Source organism: Flavobacterium sp. (genome assembly GCF_040402895.1).
Taxonomy (GTDB): Bacteria; Bacteroidota; Bacteroidia; order Flavobacteriales; family Flavobacteriaceae; genus Flavobacterium.
The window spans coordinates 77907-94166 of sequence record NZ_JBBALR010000008.1 but is presented as its reverse complement, the minus strand read 5'-3'; the positions used below and the strand labels follow the sequence as shown (position 1 = coordinate 94166).

At 30.8% G+C, this 16260-nt stretch carries 15 protein-coding genes and 3 tRNA genes; 6 read left to right on the top strand and 12 right to left on the bottom strand.

Annotated features, from left to right (window positions below; translation table 11 throughout):
• Window positions 1-23 precede the first annotated feature (23 nt).
• Window positions 24-2453 carry a phenylalanine--tRNA ligase subunit beta gene (gene pheT, locus ABWP60_RS08395; RefSeq protein WP_353151220.1) on the bottom strand — a complete coding sequence of 810 codons (2430 nt, stop codon included), beginning with the start codon at window positions 2451-2453 and terminating at the stop codon, window positions 24-26.
• 161 nt (window positions 2454-2614) lie between these two features.
• Between pheT and ABWP60_RS08390 the strand changes: the two genes are divergently transcribed.
• Window positions 2615-4573, top strand: coding sequence for a KUP/HAK/KT family potassium transporter (locus ABWP60_RS08390; RefSeq protein ID WP_353151217.1), 1959 nt, complete (start codon window positions 2615-2617; stop codon window positions 4571-4573).
• A 41-nt stretch (window positions 4574-4614) separates the two neighbouring features.
• Here ABWP60_RS08390 and ABWP60_RS08385 read toward each other — a convergent pair whose 3' ends face one another.
• Window positions 4615-5376, bottom strand: a complete 762-nt coding sequence (locus tag ABWP60_RS08385; protein ID WP_353151214.1) for a C40 family peptidase — start codon at window positions 5374-5376, stop codon at window positions 4615-4617.
• Between the two features lie 66 nt (window positions 5377-5442).
• Window positions 5443-6621: an acetyl-CoA C-acyltransferase gene (locus ABWP60_RS08380; RefSeq protein ID WP_353151211.1), complete on the bottom strand. Its 1179-nt coding sequence runs from the start codon at window positions 6619-6621 to the stop codon at window positions 5443-5445.
• A gap of 253 nt (window positions 6622-6874) precedes the next feature.
• Between ABWP60_RS08380 and ABWP60_RS08375 the strand changes: the two genes are divergently transcribed.
• From ABWP60_RS08375 to ABWP60_RS08365, 3 genes are all read left to right on the top strand, one after another.
• Window positions 6875-6958 (top strand) — tRNA-Ser (locus ABWP60_RS08375).
• 7 nt (window positions 6959-6965) lie between these two features.
• A tRNA-Pro gene (locus ABWP60_RS08370) sits at window positions 6966-7040 on the top strand.
• 31 nt (window positions 7041-7071) lie between these two features.
• Window positions 7072-7145: transfer RNA gene (locus ABWP60_RS08365), tRNA-Arg, on the top strand.
• 34 nt (window positions 7146-7179) lie between these two features.
• On the opposite strand, the gene ABWP60_RS08360 is transcribed toward ABWP60_RS08365, so the two are convergent.
• From ABWP60_RS08360 to ABWP60_RS08345, 4 genes are all read right to left on the bottom strand, one after another.
• On the bottom strand, window positions 7180-7776 hold the full coding sequence (locus ABWP60_RS08360) for a YkgJ family cysteine cluster protein (protein WP_353151208.1): 597 nt from the start codon (window positions 7774-7776) through the stop codon (window positions 7180-7182).
• A gap of 70 nt (window positions 7777-7846) precedes the next feature.
• Window positions 7847-8455, bottom strand: a complete 609-nt coding sequence (locus ABWP60_RS08355; protein WP_353151205.1) for a YkgJ family cysteine cluster protein — start codon at window positions 8453-8455, stop codon at window positions 7847-7849.
• A gap of 123 nt (window positions 8456-8578) precedes the next feature.
• On the bottom strand, window positions 8579-9685 hold the full coding sequence (locus tag ABWP60_RS08350; protein ID WP_353151203.1) for an endonuclease: 1107 nt from the start codon (window positions 9683-9685) through the stop codon (window positions 8579-8581).
• 9 nt (window positions 9686-9694) lie between these two features.
• A complete protein-coding gene (locus ABWP60_RS08345; RefSeq protein WP_353151200.1) occupies window positions 9695-10912 on the bottom strand; it encodes an RsmB/NOP family class I SAM-dependent RNA methyltransferase in 1218 nt (405 codons plus the stop codon).
• Window positions 10913-11075: 163 nt separating this feature from the next.
• Here ABWP60_RS08345 and ABWP60_RS08340 point away from each other — a divergent pair, with 163 nt between their 5' ends.
• Window positions 11076-12107 carry a WD40/YVTN/BNR-like repeat-containing protein gene (locus tag ABWP60_RS08340; protein WP_353151197.1) on the top strand — a complete coding sequence of 344 codons (1032 nt, stop codon included), beginning with the start codon at window positions 11076-11078 and terminating at the stop codon, window positions 12105-12107.
• A 22-nt stretch (window positions 12108-12129) separates the two neighbouring features.
• Here the strand turns inward: ABWP60_RS08340 and ABWP60_RS08335 are convergent, their stop codons facing one another.
• Genes ABWP60_RS08335 through ABWP60_RS08325 form a run of 3 tightly spaced genes read right to left on the bottom strand, consistent with a single transcriptional unit; the run spans window position 12130 to window position 13714 of the window.
• On the bottom strand, window positions 12130-12669 hold the full coding sequence (locus tag ABWP60_RS08335) for a hypothetical protein (RefSeq protein ID WP_353151194.1): 540 nt from the start codon (window positions 12667-12669) through the stop codon (window positions 12130-12132).
• A gap of 12 nt (window positions 12670-12681) precedes the next feature.
• A complete protein-coding gene (locus ABWP60_RS08330; protein ID WP_353151191.1) occupies window positions 12682-13140 on the bottom strand; it encodes a hypothetical protein in 459 nt (152 codons plus the stop codon).
• A gap of 31 nt (window positions 13141-13171) precedes the next feature.
• Complete coding sequence (locus tag ABWP60_RS08325; RefSeq protein WP_353151188.1) at window positions 13172-13714, bottom strand: RNA polymerase sigma factor; 543 nt, start codon at window positions 13712-13714, stop codon at window positions 13172-13174.
• A gap of 85 nt (window positions 13715-13799) precedes the next feature.
• On the opposite strand from ABWP60_RS08325, the gene ABWP60_RS08320 reads away from it, so the two are divergent.
• Window positions 13800-14450, top strand: coding sequence for an HAD family hydrolase (locus ABWP60_RS08320; protein WP_353151185.1), 651 nt, complete (start codon window positions 13800-13802; stop codon window positions 14448-14450).
• A 1-nt stretch (window position 14451) separates the two neighbouring features.
• Here the strand turns inward: ABWP60_RS08320 and ABWP60_RS08315 are convergent, their stop codons facing one another.
• Window positions 14452-15741 (bottom strand): cryptochrome/photolyase family protein, encoded by a 1290-nt coding sequence (locus ABWP60_RS08315; protein ID WP_353151182.1) that lies wholly within the window; start codon window positions 15739-15741, stop codon window positions 14452-14454.
• 1 nt (window position 15742) lies between these two features.
• The gene (locus ABWP60_RS08310) at window positions 15743-16207 is read right to left on the bottom strand and encodes an SRPBCC family protein (RefSeq protein WP_353151180.1); all 465 of its coding nucleotides are present in this window, start codon (window positions 16205-16207) and stop codon (window positions 15743-15745) included.
• Window positions 16208-16260: the final 53 nt, after the last annotated feature.

The following is a 16260-nucleotide window of genomic DNA, read 5'->3' as shown; positions in this document are numbered from 1 at the left end:
GGATTCATTTATTTTATTATAATTTATCTTAAAACCGCTTCAAATTTAGTTTCGAAATTGCTTTGTAATTTATTCATAATTTTATCAATTTGAACATCTGTTAGTGTGTTTGAAGTATCTTGAAGAACAAAACTTAAGGCATACGATTTTTTTCCTTCAGGTAAGTTTTTCCCTTGGTACACATCAAATAAGTTAATATTTTTTAATAAAGATTTTTCTGTTTGTTTTGCTTCAAGATATAATGCTTCAAAAGTTACAGATTGATTTACTAATAAAGCTAAATCTCTTCTTACTTCTGGAAATTTAGGAATATCAACTAATTTTATTTTATTTGAAACATATTTTTGAATGGCATCCCAATTGATATCTCCATAAAACACCTCTTGTTTGATGTCAAATTGTTTTAAAACAGATTTTTTTATGGTTCCAAATTCAGCAATGACTTCATTACCAATTGAGAACCCAATTCCTTCAGCAAAAATATCCTGCGTTACTGGAACTGTTTTAACTTTTGTATCAATATTTAATTTCGATAAAACACCTGTAATATATCCTTTAAATAAAAAGAAATCGGTAGGTTTTTGAGCTAAATTCCAACTTTCAGATGAAGCATTACCTGACATAGTTATTGTTAGATGCTTTTTTTCTATATAATTTTTTTTAATGGAATGATATGTTTTTCCAAATTCAAATAATTTTAAATCTGAATTTCTTCTGTTAATATTATAAGAAACGGCTTCTAAAGCAGAAAACAACATGGATTGGCGCATTACAGATAAATCATTACTTAATGGATTTAACATGGTAACCGTTTCTTCTGAAAGTATTTGTTCAGAATACGCTAGGTAATTTGAAGTCGTTAAGGAATTCGCCATCATTTCATTAAATCCCAATGCGCACAATTGATTAGCTATTATATTTTGTACTTTAAATTCTTCTGTTCTTGAAGAATTTGAAACGGAGGCGTTAATTTTATTAGGAATTTTAATGTTATTGTAACCGTAAACTCTTAAAATTTCTTCAATAACATCTACTTCTCTTTGCACATCTACACGATATGGCGGAATATTTAAACCTAATCCAGAATCAGAAATACTAATAATTTTAATGTCTAAAGAAGCTAAAATATTTTTTATAGTTTCTTTTTTTAATTCTTCCCCAATTAATTTATTAACTTTTTCAAAAGACAAGAATACATTAAAATCTTCTATCTTTTTAGGATAGTTATCAATTAAATCAGAAGTAATTTCACCGCCTGCAACTTCTTGAATCAACAAAGCAGCACGTTTTAAGGCATAAGCCGTAATTTCAGGATCAATACCTCTTTCAAATCGGAATGATGCATCTGTTGATAAAGTATGTCGCTTTGCTGTTTTTCTAATAGAAACAGGATTAAAATAAGCGCTTTCCAAGAAAATATTTGTGGTGGTTTCCGTTACTCCAGAAGTAGCACCACCAAAAACACCTGCCATACATATTGGTCCAGTTTCGTCACAAATCATTAAATCTTCTTCATGTAATGTACGTTCAATAGCATCTAATGTTGTAAATTTTGTGCCAGCTGCAACGGTTTTAACAATTATTTTATTTCCATTTATTTTATTAGCATCAAAAGCATGTAATGGTTGACCCAGTTCATGTAATACATAATTTGTAACGTCAACAATATTGTTTTTTGGAGTTAGTCCAATTGCTTTTAGTCTATTTTGTAACCAACTTGGTGAAGGTTTTACAGTAATTCCAGAAATCGTAATACCAGCATATCTTGGTGCTAATTTAGTATCTTCAACTTTTACATCTATTTTTAAAGTTCTTTTATCGACTTTAAATTTACTAACAGATGGCGTAATAAATTCAGTAGTTACATTTGATTGAAGTAAACCAGCTTTTAAATCTCGTGCCACTCCCATATGGCTCATGGCGTCTGCACGATTTGGTGTTAAACCAATTTCAAAAACTTCATCGACTTCTATGTTAAAAACTTTACTGGCTGGTGTACCTGGAATTAAATCATCAGCTAGTATCAAAATTCCATCATGACTATTTCCTAAACCAATTTCATCTTCGGCACAAATCATTCCATGGCTTTCTTGACCTCTAATTTTTCCTTTTTTAATTTCAAAAGCGTTTCCGTCTTTGTCATATAATTTTGTTCCAATTGTAGCCACAGGAACTTTTTGTCCAGCGGCAACATTACTGGCCCCACAAACTATTTGTACTGGCGCATTTCCATCACCTAAATCTACAGTTGTAATTTTTAATTTATCGGCATCTGGATGCTTTTCACAAGTCAAAACATGTCCAATAACAATTCCTTTCAGTCCACCAGCAACACTTTCAAAGGCATCAACTACTTCGACTTCTAACCCCAAATCGGTCAGTAAAGCCGCAGTTTCATCTGATTTCCAGTCTATTTTAATAAATTGTTTTAGCCAATTATAAGAAATACGCATAGTATGTTATTTTAATAAGATTGCAAATATAGGTATTTGATTAGAATTTAAAAGTAATTTTTAAAGTTCCTACTTAATTTATTAGTAAAATATTTTTCCATAAAATTCAATTTGAAACATATTGTTTTTGTAATTTTGTATTTCGTTTTATAAAATTCAAAATGGAAAAAGGTCATCATGGCTTGCACAAACTTTCTGCTGCCGGTTTACTAGTTACGCTAGGTATTATTTATGGAGATATTGGAACTTCTCCTTTGTATGTTCTTAATGCAATTATTGGAAAAAATCCTATAGATTCAGATATCATTAAAGGAGCCATTTCTTGTATTTTTTGGACATTAACACTTCAAACTACAGTAAAATACGTTATTCTTACACTTCGAGCGGATAATAATGGGGAAGGTGGAATCTTTTCTTTATACGCTTTAATTAGAAAAGCTAAAATTAAATGGTTATTGTTTCCTGCTATAATTGGAGGTTGTACGTTGTTAGCCGATGGGATCATTACACCACCCATTTCTGTTTCCTCAGCTATAGAAGGTGTGAAAACAATGTATCCAAGTTTTGAGGAAAAATATATTATGTATATTGTAATAATAATCTTAACATTATTATTTGCCATTCAACAATTTGGTACTAAATTTATAGGTAAGTTTTTTGGACCGGTGATGTTCGTATGGTTTGCCATGCTTGGTGGTTTAGGTTTGATCCAAACAATCAATAATGTTGATATTCTTTCTTCGTTAAATCCTTATTATGCTTACAAACTTTTATCTATACATGGGGGCTATTTATATTTAGGTGCTGTATTTTTATGTACAACAGGAGCAGAGGCATTATATTCTGACTTAGGACATTGCGGAAAAGAAAATATTCGAATAAGTTGGATTTTTGTAAAAGCAACTTTGATATTAAACTATTTGGGTCAAGGCGCTTGGCTATTACAACATGATGGTCAAACCTTAACACAAGCAGGAATTACAAATCCTTTTTATGGCGTAATGCCCGCCTGGTTTTTACCTTTCGGAATTGGGATAGCTACATTAGCTGCAATAGTAGCTTCTCAAGCATTAATTAGTGGTTCTTTTACTTTAATTAATGAAGCTATACGTTTGAATTTTTGGCCAAAAGTTAAAATCAAATATCCAACGGAATTACGAGGACAATTATATATTCCGTCTTTAAATTGGTTGCTTTGGGTCGGTTGTATTTTTATTGTTCTATATTTTGAAAAAGCAGCTGCAATGGAAGCAGCATACGGTTTGGCAATTGTTTTAACAATGCTAATGACAACCACATTGCTGAATTTTTATATGATAATTAAAAGATATAACAGAACCTTTATTTGGGTAATCGTAATCACGTATTTAATTATTGAATTGGCCTTTTTATATGCTTGTATGCACAAATTTGGTGAAGGAGGATACATTACTTTAATCATTGCATTTGTATTATTTGTAGTAATGACTTGTTGGTATTTTGCTAGAAAAATTAGAAACAGATTCATTGAATTTGTAAAATTAGACAACTACTTACCTGTTTTAGAAGATTTAAGTAGAGATGAATCTATTGCTAAATATGCCACAAATTTAGTCTATTTAACAAGTGCGGATAATCGATACGAAATTGAATCGAAAATTATTTATTCTATTATTAATAACAATCCTAAACGTGCTGATATTTATTGGTTTGCCCACGTTCATGTTGTTGATGAGCCCTATACGATGGAATATCGTGTTTGCGAATTTATTCATGATGATGTCATTCGCGTTGATTTTAGATTAGGATTTAGAGTAGCTCCGAAATTTAATAAAATGTTTGCTCAAGTAGTAAAAGACATGCAAGAAAGAGGTGAAATAGATTTAATAAGTAGATATACTTCTTTACATAAACATAAAATTATTAGCGATTTTAGATTTGTACTAATTGAAAAATTTATGTCTTATGACAATGCTTTGCCGTTTTATGAAAAACTTATTTTAGATGGTTATAATGTTTTAAAGAAATTGGGCTTGTCCGAAGAAAGAGCCTTTGGTTTAGACCCAGGTTCGGTTACAATAGAAAAGTTTCCATTAAAAATTTCGGAGACAAAAGAGGTGCAGTTAACTAGAATAGATTAATAAAAAAAACCAGAAAGTAAATTTCTGGTTTTTTTATTTTTTTAAATCACTTTCTTAATCACTCGTAGTTTATGAGTATGCCTTCCGGTATCTACATTATAAATACCTAAATGGTCAATTCTGTCAATTCTGACTTTTCCTGAAGCGTGAATGATGTAATTATTTTCCATCATAATTCCAACATGAATAATATTTCCTTCATCGTTATCAAAAAATGCTAAATCTCCTGGTTCACTTTCTTCAATAAAGCTTAGTGCATCCCCTTGAATAGCTTGTTGAGAAGCGTCTCTTGATAATTTATATCCATTTAATTTATAAACCATTTGAGTGAAACCGGAACAATCAATTCCAAAAGGCGATTTTCCACCCCATAAATAAGGTGCATTTAAATATAAGTAAGCTGTTTTTAAAATATTTTCTTTCGGTTTTATACCACATTCTTTTCGTCCTTCAAATTGATAATTAGAAGTATTAATTTCATTAATATCTAAAAAATTTAAGGTACTACCCAATGGAATAGGCATTAATTGGTTGATTTCGTATGAAATGAAATCAATTAATTCACCATTTAAAATAAACTCTGATTTTTCTAATAAAAGAAATTGATTTTCTGTAATTTTTTGAAATTGTTTTGTGTCAATCCATCCTTCATAATCATCGAATGAAGTTTGTATTTTCGTCCACTTAAGTGTAGATTCCATAATCTTGAATGTATCGCCAAATAGCAATTGTGAAACCATTTCGCTTTTATCGCTGGCTTCACTACGTATGGGTACAATTCCTAAATTACAAATTCCAAACATGTAGTCATAATTGATAATCAACTATTGATTATAATGCAATAGTTAATTTTTTAATTATTATTTTATTTATACTCTTTCAATCACAATTGCAGAAGCGCCACCACCACCATTACAAATAGCAGCTGCACCAATTTTTGCATTGTTTTGAGCAAGTACATTAATTAAAGTTACAATAATTCTAGCTCCAGAACAACCCAGTGGATGTCCTAATGAAACTGCGCCACCATTAACATTAACTTTATCATTATCTAAACCTAAAATTTTAGCGTTAGCCAAACCTACTACTGAAAAAGCTTCATTAAACTCAAAATAGTCGACATCTGAAATTGATATTCCAGCTTTGTCTAACGCTTTTGGTAACGCTTTAGCCGGAGCAGTTGTAAACCATTTAGGTTCTTGCGCAGCATCCGCGTATGATTTAATATATGCTAAAGGTTTTAAGCCCAATTCATTTGCTTTTTCTTCACTCATTAATACTAATGCAGCAGCACCATCATTAATTGTGGAAGCATTAGCAGCAGTAACCGTTCCATCTTTAGTGAAAACGGCAGCTAGAGTAGGTATACGATCTAATTTTACATTTGTGTATTCTTCGTCTTTAGAAACGATAATTGGATCTCCTTTTCTTTGTGGCACTTCTACTGAAACAATTTCGGCATCAAATTTACCAGCATCCCAAGCATTTGCGGAACGTGAATAAGATTGTATGGCAAAATTATCTTGTTCTTCACGAGAAATATTATGTTCTGTAGCGCATAAATCTGCAGATACACCCATAGCATTTCCATCGTAAGCATCAATAAGTCCATCTTTTTGCATGCCATCAACAAAAGTTGTTGGTCCAAATTTTACACCATTTCTTAAATGCGCATAATGAGGAATTAAACTCATGTTTTCCATTCCACCAGCTACAATAATTTGTGCATCTCCAGCTATTATAGCTTGAGCGCCTTGCATTACCGCTTTCATTCCAGAAGCACAAACTTTATTTATAGTGGTACATATTACATCATTAGTTAATCCAGCATATAATGCAGCTTGACGCGCTGGTGCTTGTCCATTACCAGCTTGAACTACATTCCCCATTATTACTTCATCAACTAAAGAAGGGTTTAAATGTATTTTATTTAAAGCACCTTTAATTGCTGCTGCTCCTAATTTAGTTGCAGGTACACTTGATAATGCGCCCATGAAACTTCCAATTGGAGTTCTTACAGCGGATACGATAACTACTTTTTTGCTCATTTTTAATCAATTTAGAATTGCGAAAGTAACAAATTTTTGCTAAATTTTTAACTATTTACTGCTTTTTTATGCAGATATAGTTGACTAAATTTGAAATTTTAAAATTTAGATATTGCTATTTTTTTATGTATAATGTTGATATTTAGCAGGTTTGTTTTTAATTTAAAAATTATACGCCTTTTAATTGGAAATAAAAGAATGATATCCTATATTTGCAACCGCAAAAAAGCATAATTCTTTTGCAGAATTAATAGGAGAGGTGCCGGAGTGGTAACGGAGCAGATTGCTAATCTGTCGACGGGTGACTGTCGCCAGGGTTCGAGTCCCTGTCTCTCCGCTTTTTTCGGGGTGTAGCGTAGCCCGGTTATCGCGCCTGCTTTGGGAGCAGGAGGCCGCAGGTTCGAATCCTGCCACCCCGACAACATTTGGTTGTCAAACGAATAAAATTTAGGTTGCGTAGCTCAGCTGGATAGAGCAACTCACTTCTAATGAGTAGGTCCCAGGTTCGAATCCTGGCGCGATCACAAAAAAACCTCGATAGTTATATCGAGGTTTTTTTTATTCAACTTCCGGAAAATCTCTATAGGCATAATAGTGTACTACTTCTTCTAAAGCCATTTGTAACGCTTTGTTTATATGCACATAGACATTTCCAAGACGGAAATCTATTTGAGATAAATTCATATAATAATCTGTAAAAATTGGAACAGGCAATCCATTATTTATAGCTTCGTTTGCAGCATTATAATTTTCAGTTTGTTGCTCTTTTATAATGGAACAAGTTGCCAAACGTAATTGTGTAAATTTATCTTTGGTGGCACCATATCCAAATAACCTGCAAACTAAACCTCGGTATTTATAGGTTGTACAACTTCCTAAATGTAAATTTATTTCTGAAGTTGGATTATAATTAAAACAAATAGGGTTGGAGTGTTTTGCTAATTTTTCAAGTGTGTTTTCTGCTTCGCCAATTTTAAACAAGTGAAACGCCCAAGGTAAAAACTCAAGTGGTGACGCTTCCATCGTAGGATTGGTGCAACATTTTCCACAACCCGCGTTGCAGAATAAATGAGTTTTAGATATAAAAGTTGCTAATTCGGTTTCTATTTTATCGAATAACAATTCAATCTCTTGCACTTTTCTTTCAATTGACATTTTTTTTTCGGCCAATTTACGGTTTAAAATAGAATTGTCAAATGAATATATAGCAATATTAAATTGAATACTAAGCAATATTCTTAAAACCATTTGGCAAAGGGCGATAGGCATAATACTGCAATACTTCCTCAATGGCATATTTTAAAGCTTGATTGATTGGTAAAATAATATTCCCTAAATGAAAATCTATTTGGGATAAATTCATGAAATAGTCCGTAAATATTGGAACTTGAAGTCCTTTATTTATTGATTCTGTTGAATTGTTGAAGTTTTCTACTTGCTCGCTTTTTATTATTTTGCAAGTAGCCAATCGCAATTGTCCATATTTGTCTTTTGTAGCACCATAACCGAATAATCTGCAAATTAATCCACGATAAGGATAATTACTACAACTTCCGTTTACTTTATCTAATAAGGTTAATGGATTGTATATATGGCAAATTGAAGAAGTTTTTAGTTCTAATTCGTCTAAGATTTTTTCTGCATCACCATTTAAAAAAATATGAAATGCCCAAGGTAAAAATTCTAATGGAGAGGCTTCAATGTCTAATTTAGTACAACATTTACCACAACCCAAATTACAATGCAACTTGGTTTCTTTTTGAAAGGTATTTATTTCAACATCTAACTTACTAAACAAATGTTCAACGGCTACAACCTTTATTTCAATGGACATATTTTTTTACGAATGTACGCTTTAATATGACTAAACTTGGTTTATGTAGTATTTATTTCAAAAAACAAAAAATCTCTAACTATAAAATAAGTAGAGATTTAGAATATAATTTTAAAAACTAGATTAGTTAACTATGATTTTTTTAGTTAAACTTCCGTTTTCCGCAGAAATTTGTAAGAAATAAAATCCTTGTGGTAAATTATTTAATTTATAGGTATTTTGATTAAAAATAGGGTTAAAAATTTCTTTAATAATTTGACCATTAATATTTACTAAAGTTAATTTAGTGATTATTTCTTCTGTAGTTATTTCTATTTCATTAGAATTCGTTGGGTTTGGATATAATTGAACTGCTGCATCTGTCAAGAAACTTTGAGAAGATAAAAACACCGTAGGCCATCTGTTTTCTGCCACAGGTCCGCCCCAAATAACGGTAGCTAAGTAAGGATTATCAATAAATGGATTTCTATTTCCTTGCGCATAAGCATTAGCCGTATTTCCGTGGTAGGTATTCCGATTATCTTCATAAAGGGATACAGGATCTTCTGCATTCCATTGCAAAAATAATTGAATCATATTTGTATCTGTAGAAACAGTTGCACCCGTACCAACATTAATTGGTAAACATTGAGTTGGATATCTTAAATACATATACATCATCATTCTAGCTACATCACCTTTCCATTCATCTCCTGGATACCAGCCACCTGAAACTGTTGAAGAATTACCAGAACCTGTGGCGAATTTTGAATTTCCTCTATTTCCATTTCTATCCACATCACAAGATCTCAAATGGTGTGCATCCTCACCAGCATCACTATCAGCCGAAAATATTGCACCGTCAACTAATTGAGGGGTTCCTAATGATTTTGCATAAACATGTTCACGATTCCATTCACAAGAATTTCCACCACCATTACTTAAACTATTTCGCTCTCTATGATCATTATCATCAGAAGATGAAGTTGGACATGTTGTAACGCTGTATCCATATAATAACAAAACATTATTTGAATTTTCAGGGTTGACATCAGTAGCCTGAGTTGCCCCCCAATCTTGTGCATAAGTTAGAAAAATAGTATGTGTAGATGTAATTTTACTAGCTAAAGCATTTTTCAAACTCATACCTGTTAACGTCCAATTCATATCATTATAGTATGGATTTGCTGGATAACCAGCTTGACTAAAACAATTATAAGAAATTAATATTATTAACAGATATTTTTTCATTATTTAGGATTATTTATTTCGGGTTAATAAAGCCATATAAAATCCATCATAGCCAGATTGGTGTGCTAATACTTTTTTGTCTTGAACGAAAGTGAAGTTTTTACCAATAGCAGTAGTTAAGAATTTTTCTACTTGTTCTTGGTTTTCAGAAGGTAAGACACTACATGTAGCATATACTAATTTTCCTCCTGGTTTTACGATAGGAGCATAGCTTTCCAAAACTTCTGCTTGCACTTTACGAATGTTATCTATAAATTCTGGTTTTAATTTCCATTTAGCATCTGGATTTCTTTTTAATACTCCAAGTCCACTACATGGAGCATCAATAAGAACTCTATCTGCTTGACCGTGAAGTTTTTTTATCACCTTAGTAGTATCTATTACGCGGTATTCGATGTTATGAATCCCATTTCGTTTGGCACGTATTTTCAATTGTTTTAATTTGCTTTCATACAAATCCATAGCAATAATTTGCCCTTTGTTTTGCATTAAACAAGCCATATGTAATGTTTTTCCACCGGCACCTGCGCAAGTATCAACTACTCGCATTCCTGGTTGAATATCTAACATATGAGCTACCATTTGAGAAGAGGCATCTTGTACTTCGAACAAACCATTTTTAAATATATCTGTCATAAAAACATTAGCTCTTTCCTCTAACTCTAATGCCTCAGGATAATCAGGAAGTACTTTTGTATGAATATCTAATTGAAGCAATTCTTGTTTTAAAGCTTCTTTAGTTGTTTTAATGGTATTTGTTCGTAAAATAACTTTTGCGGGTTCATTTTGAGCTGTAATTTCTTTAGACCAAATTGTTTCACCTAACTCTTTTACACCCATTTCATCCATCCAATCAGGAATAGATTCTTTAAACTTTCTATCTTTTGATAATTCATCAAATTTTCCTTTAATTCTTCTTACAGGTGTACCTTCAAAATATTTCCAATCTGGTAATGTATATCCTTTTAAAGTAGCCCAAACTGCAAACATTCTCCAAATACTATCTCTATCGAATGGTTCTTTTTTAATTTCAGCTATTTCAGCATAAAGTCGTTTCCATCTAACAATATCATAAATAGTTTCTGCCACAAATTTTCTATCGCTGCTTCCCCATCTTTTATCTAATTTTAAAGCCCTAGCTACAACTTTATCGGCATATTCTCCTTCGTTAAAAATTGCCATTAAGGCATCTATTACTGCAAAACTAATGTTTCTGTGAAATCTCATCTATTATATATAAAAATGCCTACAAATATAGTAATTAAAATCAAAAAAACCTTTGATTTATGGGTTAAATAGCACGTTTTAAAGTAATGAATTTCTAAAAATATGTATTTAAAAAGCGGTTCGTTTTTTGAATAATTGTATTTTAGCCTAAAATAAGTAGCTTATGAGAATTATATCAATGTTGGTTTTTTGTGTTTTTTTATCTTGTAAATCAACATATAAAGTTTCAGAAAGAAAGGATATTTTATTAGATTCTCTCTCTATTCGAGCTATTTACCCAACAATAAACGGCGTTTGGTTTGGAGGCACAAATAGTAAAGCAGGGTTTATAAGTTTTGAAAACGAAACGGAAACTAAAATCGTAAAATTACAGAAAGAAAATACTGATTTTAGAAGTATAGCGTATTCAATTGGCGAAATATATGTTTTAAATGCTGGAACTCCTGCGAATATGTATGAACTAAATACATTTGGTTATAGTTGCACATCAAAATTAATTTATACTGAAATGGGAGAAAAAGTATTTTATGACAGTATGTTTATTAATATAAAAACAGGCTTCGGAGTAGTTGTCGGAGATCCTACAGAAGATTGTTTATCTGTACTTTTAACGGAGAATTCAGGAAAAAACTGGAAAAAAATATCCTGTGATATATTACCAAAAACAGCTGAAGGCGAAGCGGCTTTTGCTGCAAGTAATACGAATGTGAAAATTATTGATGGCGTTATTTATATTATTTCTGGAGGAATGAAATCTAGATTATTTAAAAGTGATGACAAAGGAATTACATGGCATGTTTTTGAAACACCAATTATACAAGGTGAAGCAATGACAGGTGCATTTTCTATGGATTTTTACAATAAAAGAAAAGGAATTATTGTTGGGGGAAATTACGAAAATCAAAAAGACAATTCTGTAAATAAAGCCATTACAAAAAATGGAGGAAAAACGTGGAAAATTGTATCAAAAGACCTTACTTTTGGATATGCATCCTGCGTACAATTTATGCCAAAAAGTCGTGGTAAAGTATTATATACATGTGGTACATCAGGTGTTTATTATTCTACTAATTTTGGGCAAAAGTGGACAAAAATATTAGACGACACAGATTTTTATACGTTACGATTTAGTGAAAAAAACAACATTTATTTAGCTGGAAAAAATAAAGTAACCAAAATAAAAATAAGCCACTGAAAATGGCTTATTAATTATTGATTTATCTTTTAGGTGGAGGCGGTGGTCGATTGCCTTTGCGACTTTTTAATTTCTCTAAAATTTTTCTATGAAATTCATGTTCTAGTCGCTCTAAAGTAACTACTTTTTCAGCAGTGATTATTGGAATTAATTCTGCACGCATTTTCTTTTTTAAAAGCATTACCTCAGATTCTATTGCTTCTGCTTCCTCAATTTTCTTTAAAGCATCTTCATCAGTACCATTTTTCTTACCAACTCGAAGTTTCATTTGCGCTTCTTTTAAAGCCATTATTTTGTCATCATACTTATTGTAAACTGGCCAAAATTTTTCAGCTTCTACTGAAGTAAGTGCTAATTTTTGTGAAATGAAAGCAATTTTTAACGATTTTATTTTATCCTTTCTTTCTTGAATAATTTCTTTTCTTGCAGCAATTAATTCTTCTCTTTTTTCGATTAAATGCGCTCTTCGTTTTTCTATTTCTACTTTTTTTACCTCTAAGTTTTCTTGTGCATGATTGCTCAAGCTGAAAATAAAAGCCACAAGTATTACTAATTTTTTCATTTTACTTTTTATTTAATTAATATTATTTAAATTATTATAAATCAATTCGTTTTCTAACTCAATTATTTCTTTTTCTTCTAACATCGAACCTACTTCATAAACACTTAATTCTTCAGAATGCAATTGTAAATAACTCATCTCAACGAACTCATTATCTTTTGTTTCCGCAGAAAGGTATAATAATGGAGAAACAATAGTAAGTAATAAAACTGCTGCAATTCCGCTTACTTTGTATAAAGTGTATTTTATGCTAACGACTTTAGTTTTTGAATAATTAATTTTTGTTATCAATTTATCTTCATTTTTAACAAAAAAGTTTTCCGGAACAATAAAACCTGATGTTTTAGGAATTAAATCAGTAGCGGCTTCTCCGGTTATTTTCTCAGCTATTTTATCTGATAAATCATCAAAATAATCTAAAGGAGTAGTAAAACCACTTGTAATTATAGTATTTTTTAATTCTGTTTTCATTTTATATTAGACCTAATTTATGGTAAATGGTTTAATTGTTTTTTAAATATTCTTCAATTTTTTTTACTGCATGGTGATAGTTTGCTTTTAAACCTCCAACAGAGGTGTCTAAAATTTCACTCATGCTTTCATATTTCATTTCTTCAAAATATTTCAATTTAAAAACTAATTGTTGTTTTTCAGGCAAAGTAGCAATAGCTTTTTGAAGTTTCAATTGAATTTCATTTCCTTCAAAATAAACATCTGATTCTAAATTTAATATTGCCTTTTGCTGTACTTCTATATTAGAAATTCCTTGTTTTTTGGCTCGCTGCTCAATAAAAGTAAGCGATTCATTTGTTGCGATTCGAAACATCCAAGAATATAATTTACTATCCCCTTTAAATTTTCCGATATTTGAAAACACCTTTATAAATGTATTTTGAAGTACGTCATCCGCATCATCATGATTTAAAACAATATTTCTAATATGAAAATATAATGGCTTTTGAAAGCGTTGCACCAATTGTTTAAACGCTTTATTTTGCGTTTTCGGATTTATTAGAGTTTCAATAAATAATTTTTCTTCTAGCAAAATTAACAATTCGTTTATTATTTGACTAAAGTTACATAAAAAGGTTTAATTACCATTTAATTTTTTAATTTCGCAAGAAAAAAGGATGTTACAAACTGTAATTTTTGATATGGATGGTGTGATTGTGGACACAGAACCCGTACACAATTATGCGTATTATGAGCATTTTAAAGAATTAGAAATAGAAGTTTCTGCAGAAATGTTTGCTACTTTTACAGGAAATTCTACAAAAAATGTGTTTGAAAAAATTAAAAATCATTTCGGAATAGAGGATGATATTGACAGTTTAGTTCAAAAAAAAAGAAGCTTGTTTAATGATGCTTTCGATACTAAAGAAGACTTGTTTTTATTAGAAGGGGTGGAGGAATTAATACAACAATTACATCAAAATGGCATTCAATTAATTTTGGCGTCTTCTTCGTCTAAAGTAACTATAAATCGCGTTTTTAACCGTTTTAAATTGCATACTTATTTTTCGCACATTGTTTCTGGTGAGGATTTTCCGCAATCGAAACCCAATCCGGATATTTTTTTAGAAGCGGTTAGATTATCAAATTCTAACAAAGAAAATTGTATTGTTATTGAAGACAGTACCAATGGAATAAAGGCCGCCCACGCAGCTGGTATTTTTTGTGTAGGATATAGAAGTATAAATTCTAAAAAACAAGATTACAGCTTGGCTAATTTAGTAATAGACAGGTTTGAAGAATTAGATATTAAAACCATTTTAAAATAAATTATCCAACGGCTTCTTTATACACGCGTAAACATTTTTCTCTTGCTTCTTTATGATCAACAATTGGTTTTGGATATTCTAGCGTTTCCAATTCAGGAACCCATTTTTTTATGTATTTTAATTCTTTATCAAATTTTTTAATTTGCTCTGATGGATTAAATATTCTAAAATATGGTGAAGCATCAACACCAGAACCTGCTGCCCATTGCCAATTTCCAACATTGCTAGATTGCTCATAATCTAATAATTTAGAGGCAAAATAAGTTTCGCCCCAACGCCAATCAATTAATAAATGTTTGCATAAAAAACTAGCTACCACCATTCGTACGCGATTGTGCATATGACCAGTAGTATTTAATTCTCTCATACCAGCGTCAACCATTGGATATCCGGTTTTGCCATCACACCAATTTTTAAATAGTTTTTCATTATTTACCCACTTTATTTCATCATATTTAGGTTTGAAACTTTTGGTTTGTGTATGAGGGTAATGCCATAAAATTTGCATGAAAAATTCGCGCCAAATTAATTCTTTTAAAAAAGTATCCTTCTCAAATTTTAAAGCATGTTGTACTAATTTTCTGATACTAATAGTTCCAAATCGTAAATGAATCCCTAATAATGAAGTTCCGTTTTTTATTGCAGGAAAATTTCTTGTAGCTTCGTACTCAGAAATTAATTTTTCAGTAATAGTGTATTCAGGAAGTGAAATTTTAGTTATTTCAAATCCAACATCTTGTAACGATAAAAAAGGGTAGGAATGCGAGGCTAAATTGGCAAGTAAATTTTCGGAAGGATAATTTACAAGTTTAGTTTCTTTTACTTTTGCTTTCCATTTATTAGAATAGGGAGTGTAAACTACATAAGGCAAACCGTCATCTTTAGTAATTTCTGACTTTTCAAAAATTACTTGATCTTTACACGTTTTAAAATCAATTTTATTTTCTTTAAAAAGTTCATATAATGCTAAGTCTCTTTTTCGAGCATATGGTTCATAATCATGATTAGTATAAACTGTTTTAACTTTATTATCCTTAATAAGTTTTTTAAATATTTTAATTGGTTGGCCATGAAAAACAGCTAAAGACTTGTTGGTTTTTGCAAGTTCAATATTCATTTTTTCAAGCCGATTATGAATAAACGTTACACGTGCATCATTTTTTTCTAAATGTTGCAAAATGGTTTCGTCAAAAATAAAAATTGGCAACACATTTTCATTATCATGTAAAGCATGAAATAAAGCGGTATTATCTTCTAAACGTAAATCCCTTCTAAACCAAAAAATTGTCATATTATTTAAATTCTCCAAAAAGTTCAATTAATTTTTTTCTTCTATATTCAAAAATCTCATCTAATTTTGGTTTTACCAAAAAAGGATGTACCAATTGTCCTAAAATTCCCATTGGGACTTTATAATCAATAATATCTTCCATTTCCACGCCACCTGTTATTTCTTTGATAAAATGTTTATGATGCCATAAAGCATAAGGCCCAAATAGTTGTACATCAACAAAATATTCTCCTTCTACCATATGGGTAATCTCGCTAACCCATTTGGTTTTTATTCCTAAAACAGGAGTAACAATATATTGAATAATTTGACCAGCAAACATAGGTCTATCTGCACCGCTCAATATTTCAAAACTCATGTATTCCGGTGTAATTGCTTTTAAATTTTTTGGGCTTGATAAAAAATCCCAAGCTTCTTTTTTTGAAATGGGTAAGTTTTGTTTGGATGCTAATCTGAATATTTTCATTTTTTAAAATTTAATAGTGCAAATATACGTTTGTTTAAGCACACAAATAAAGT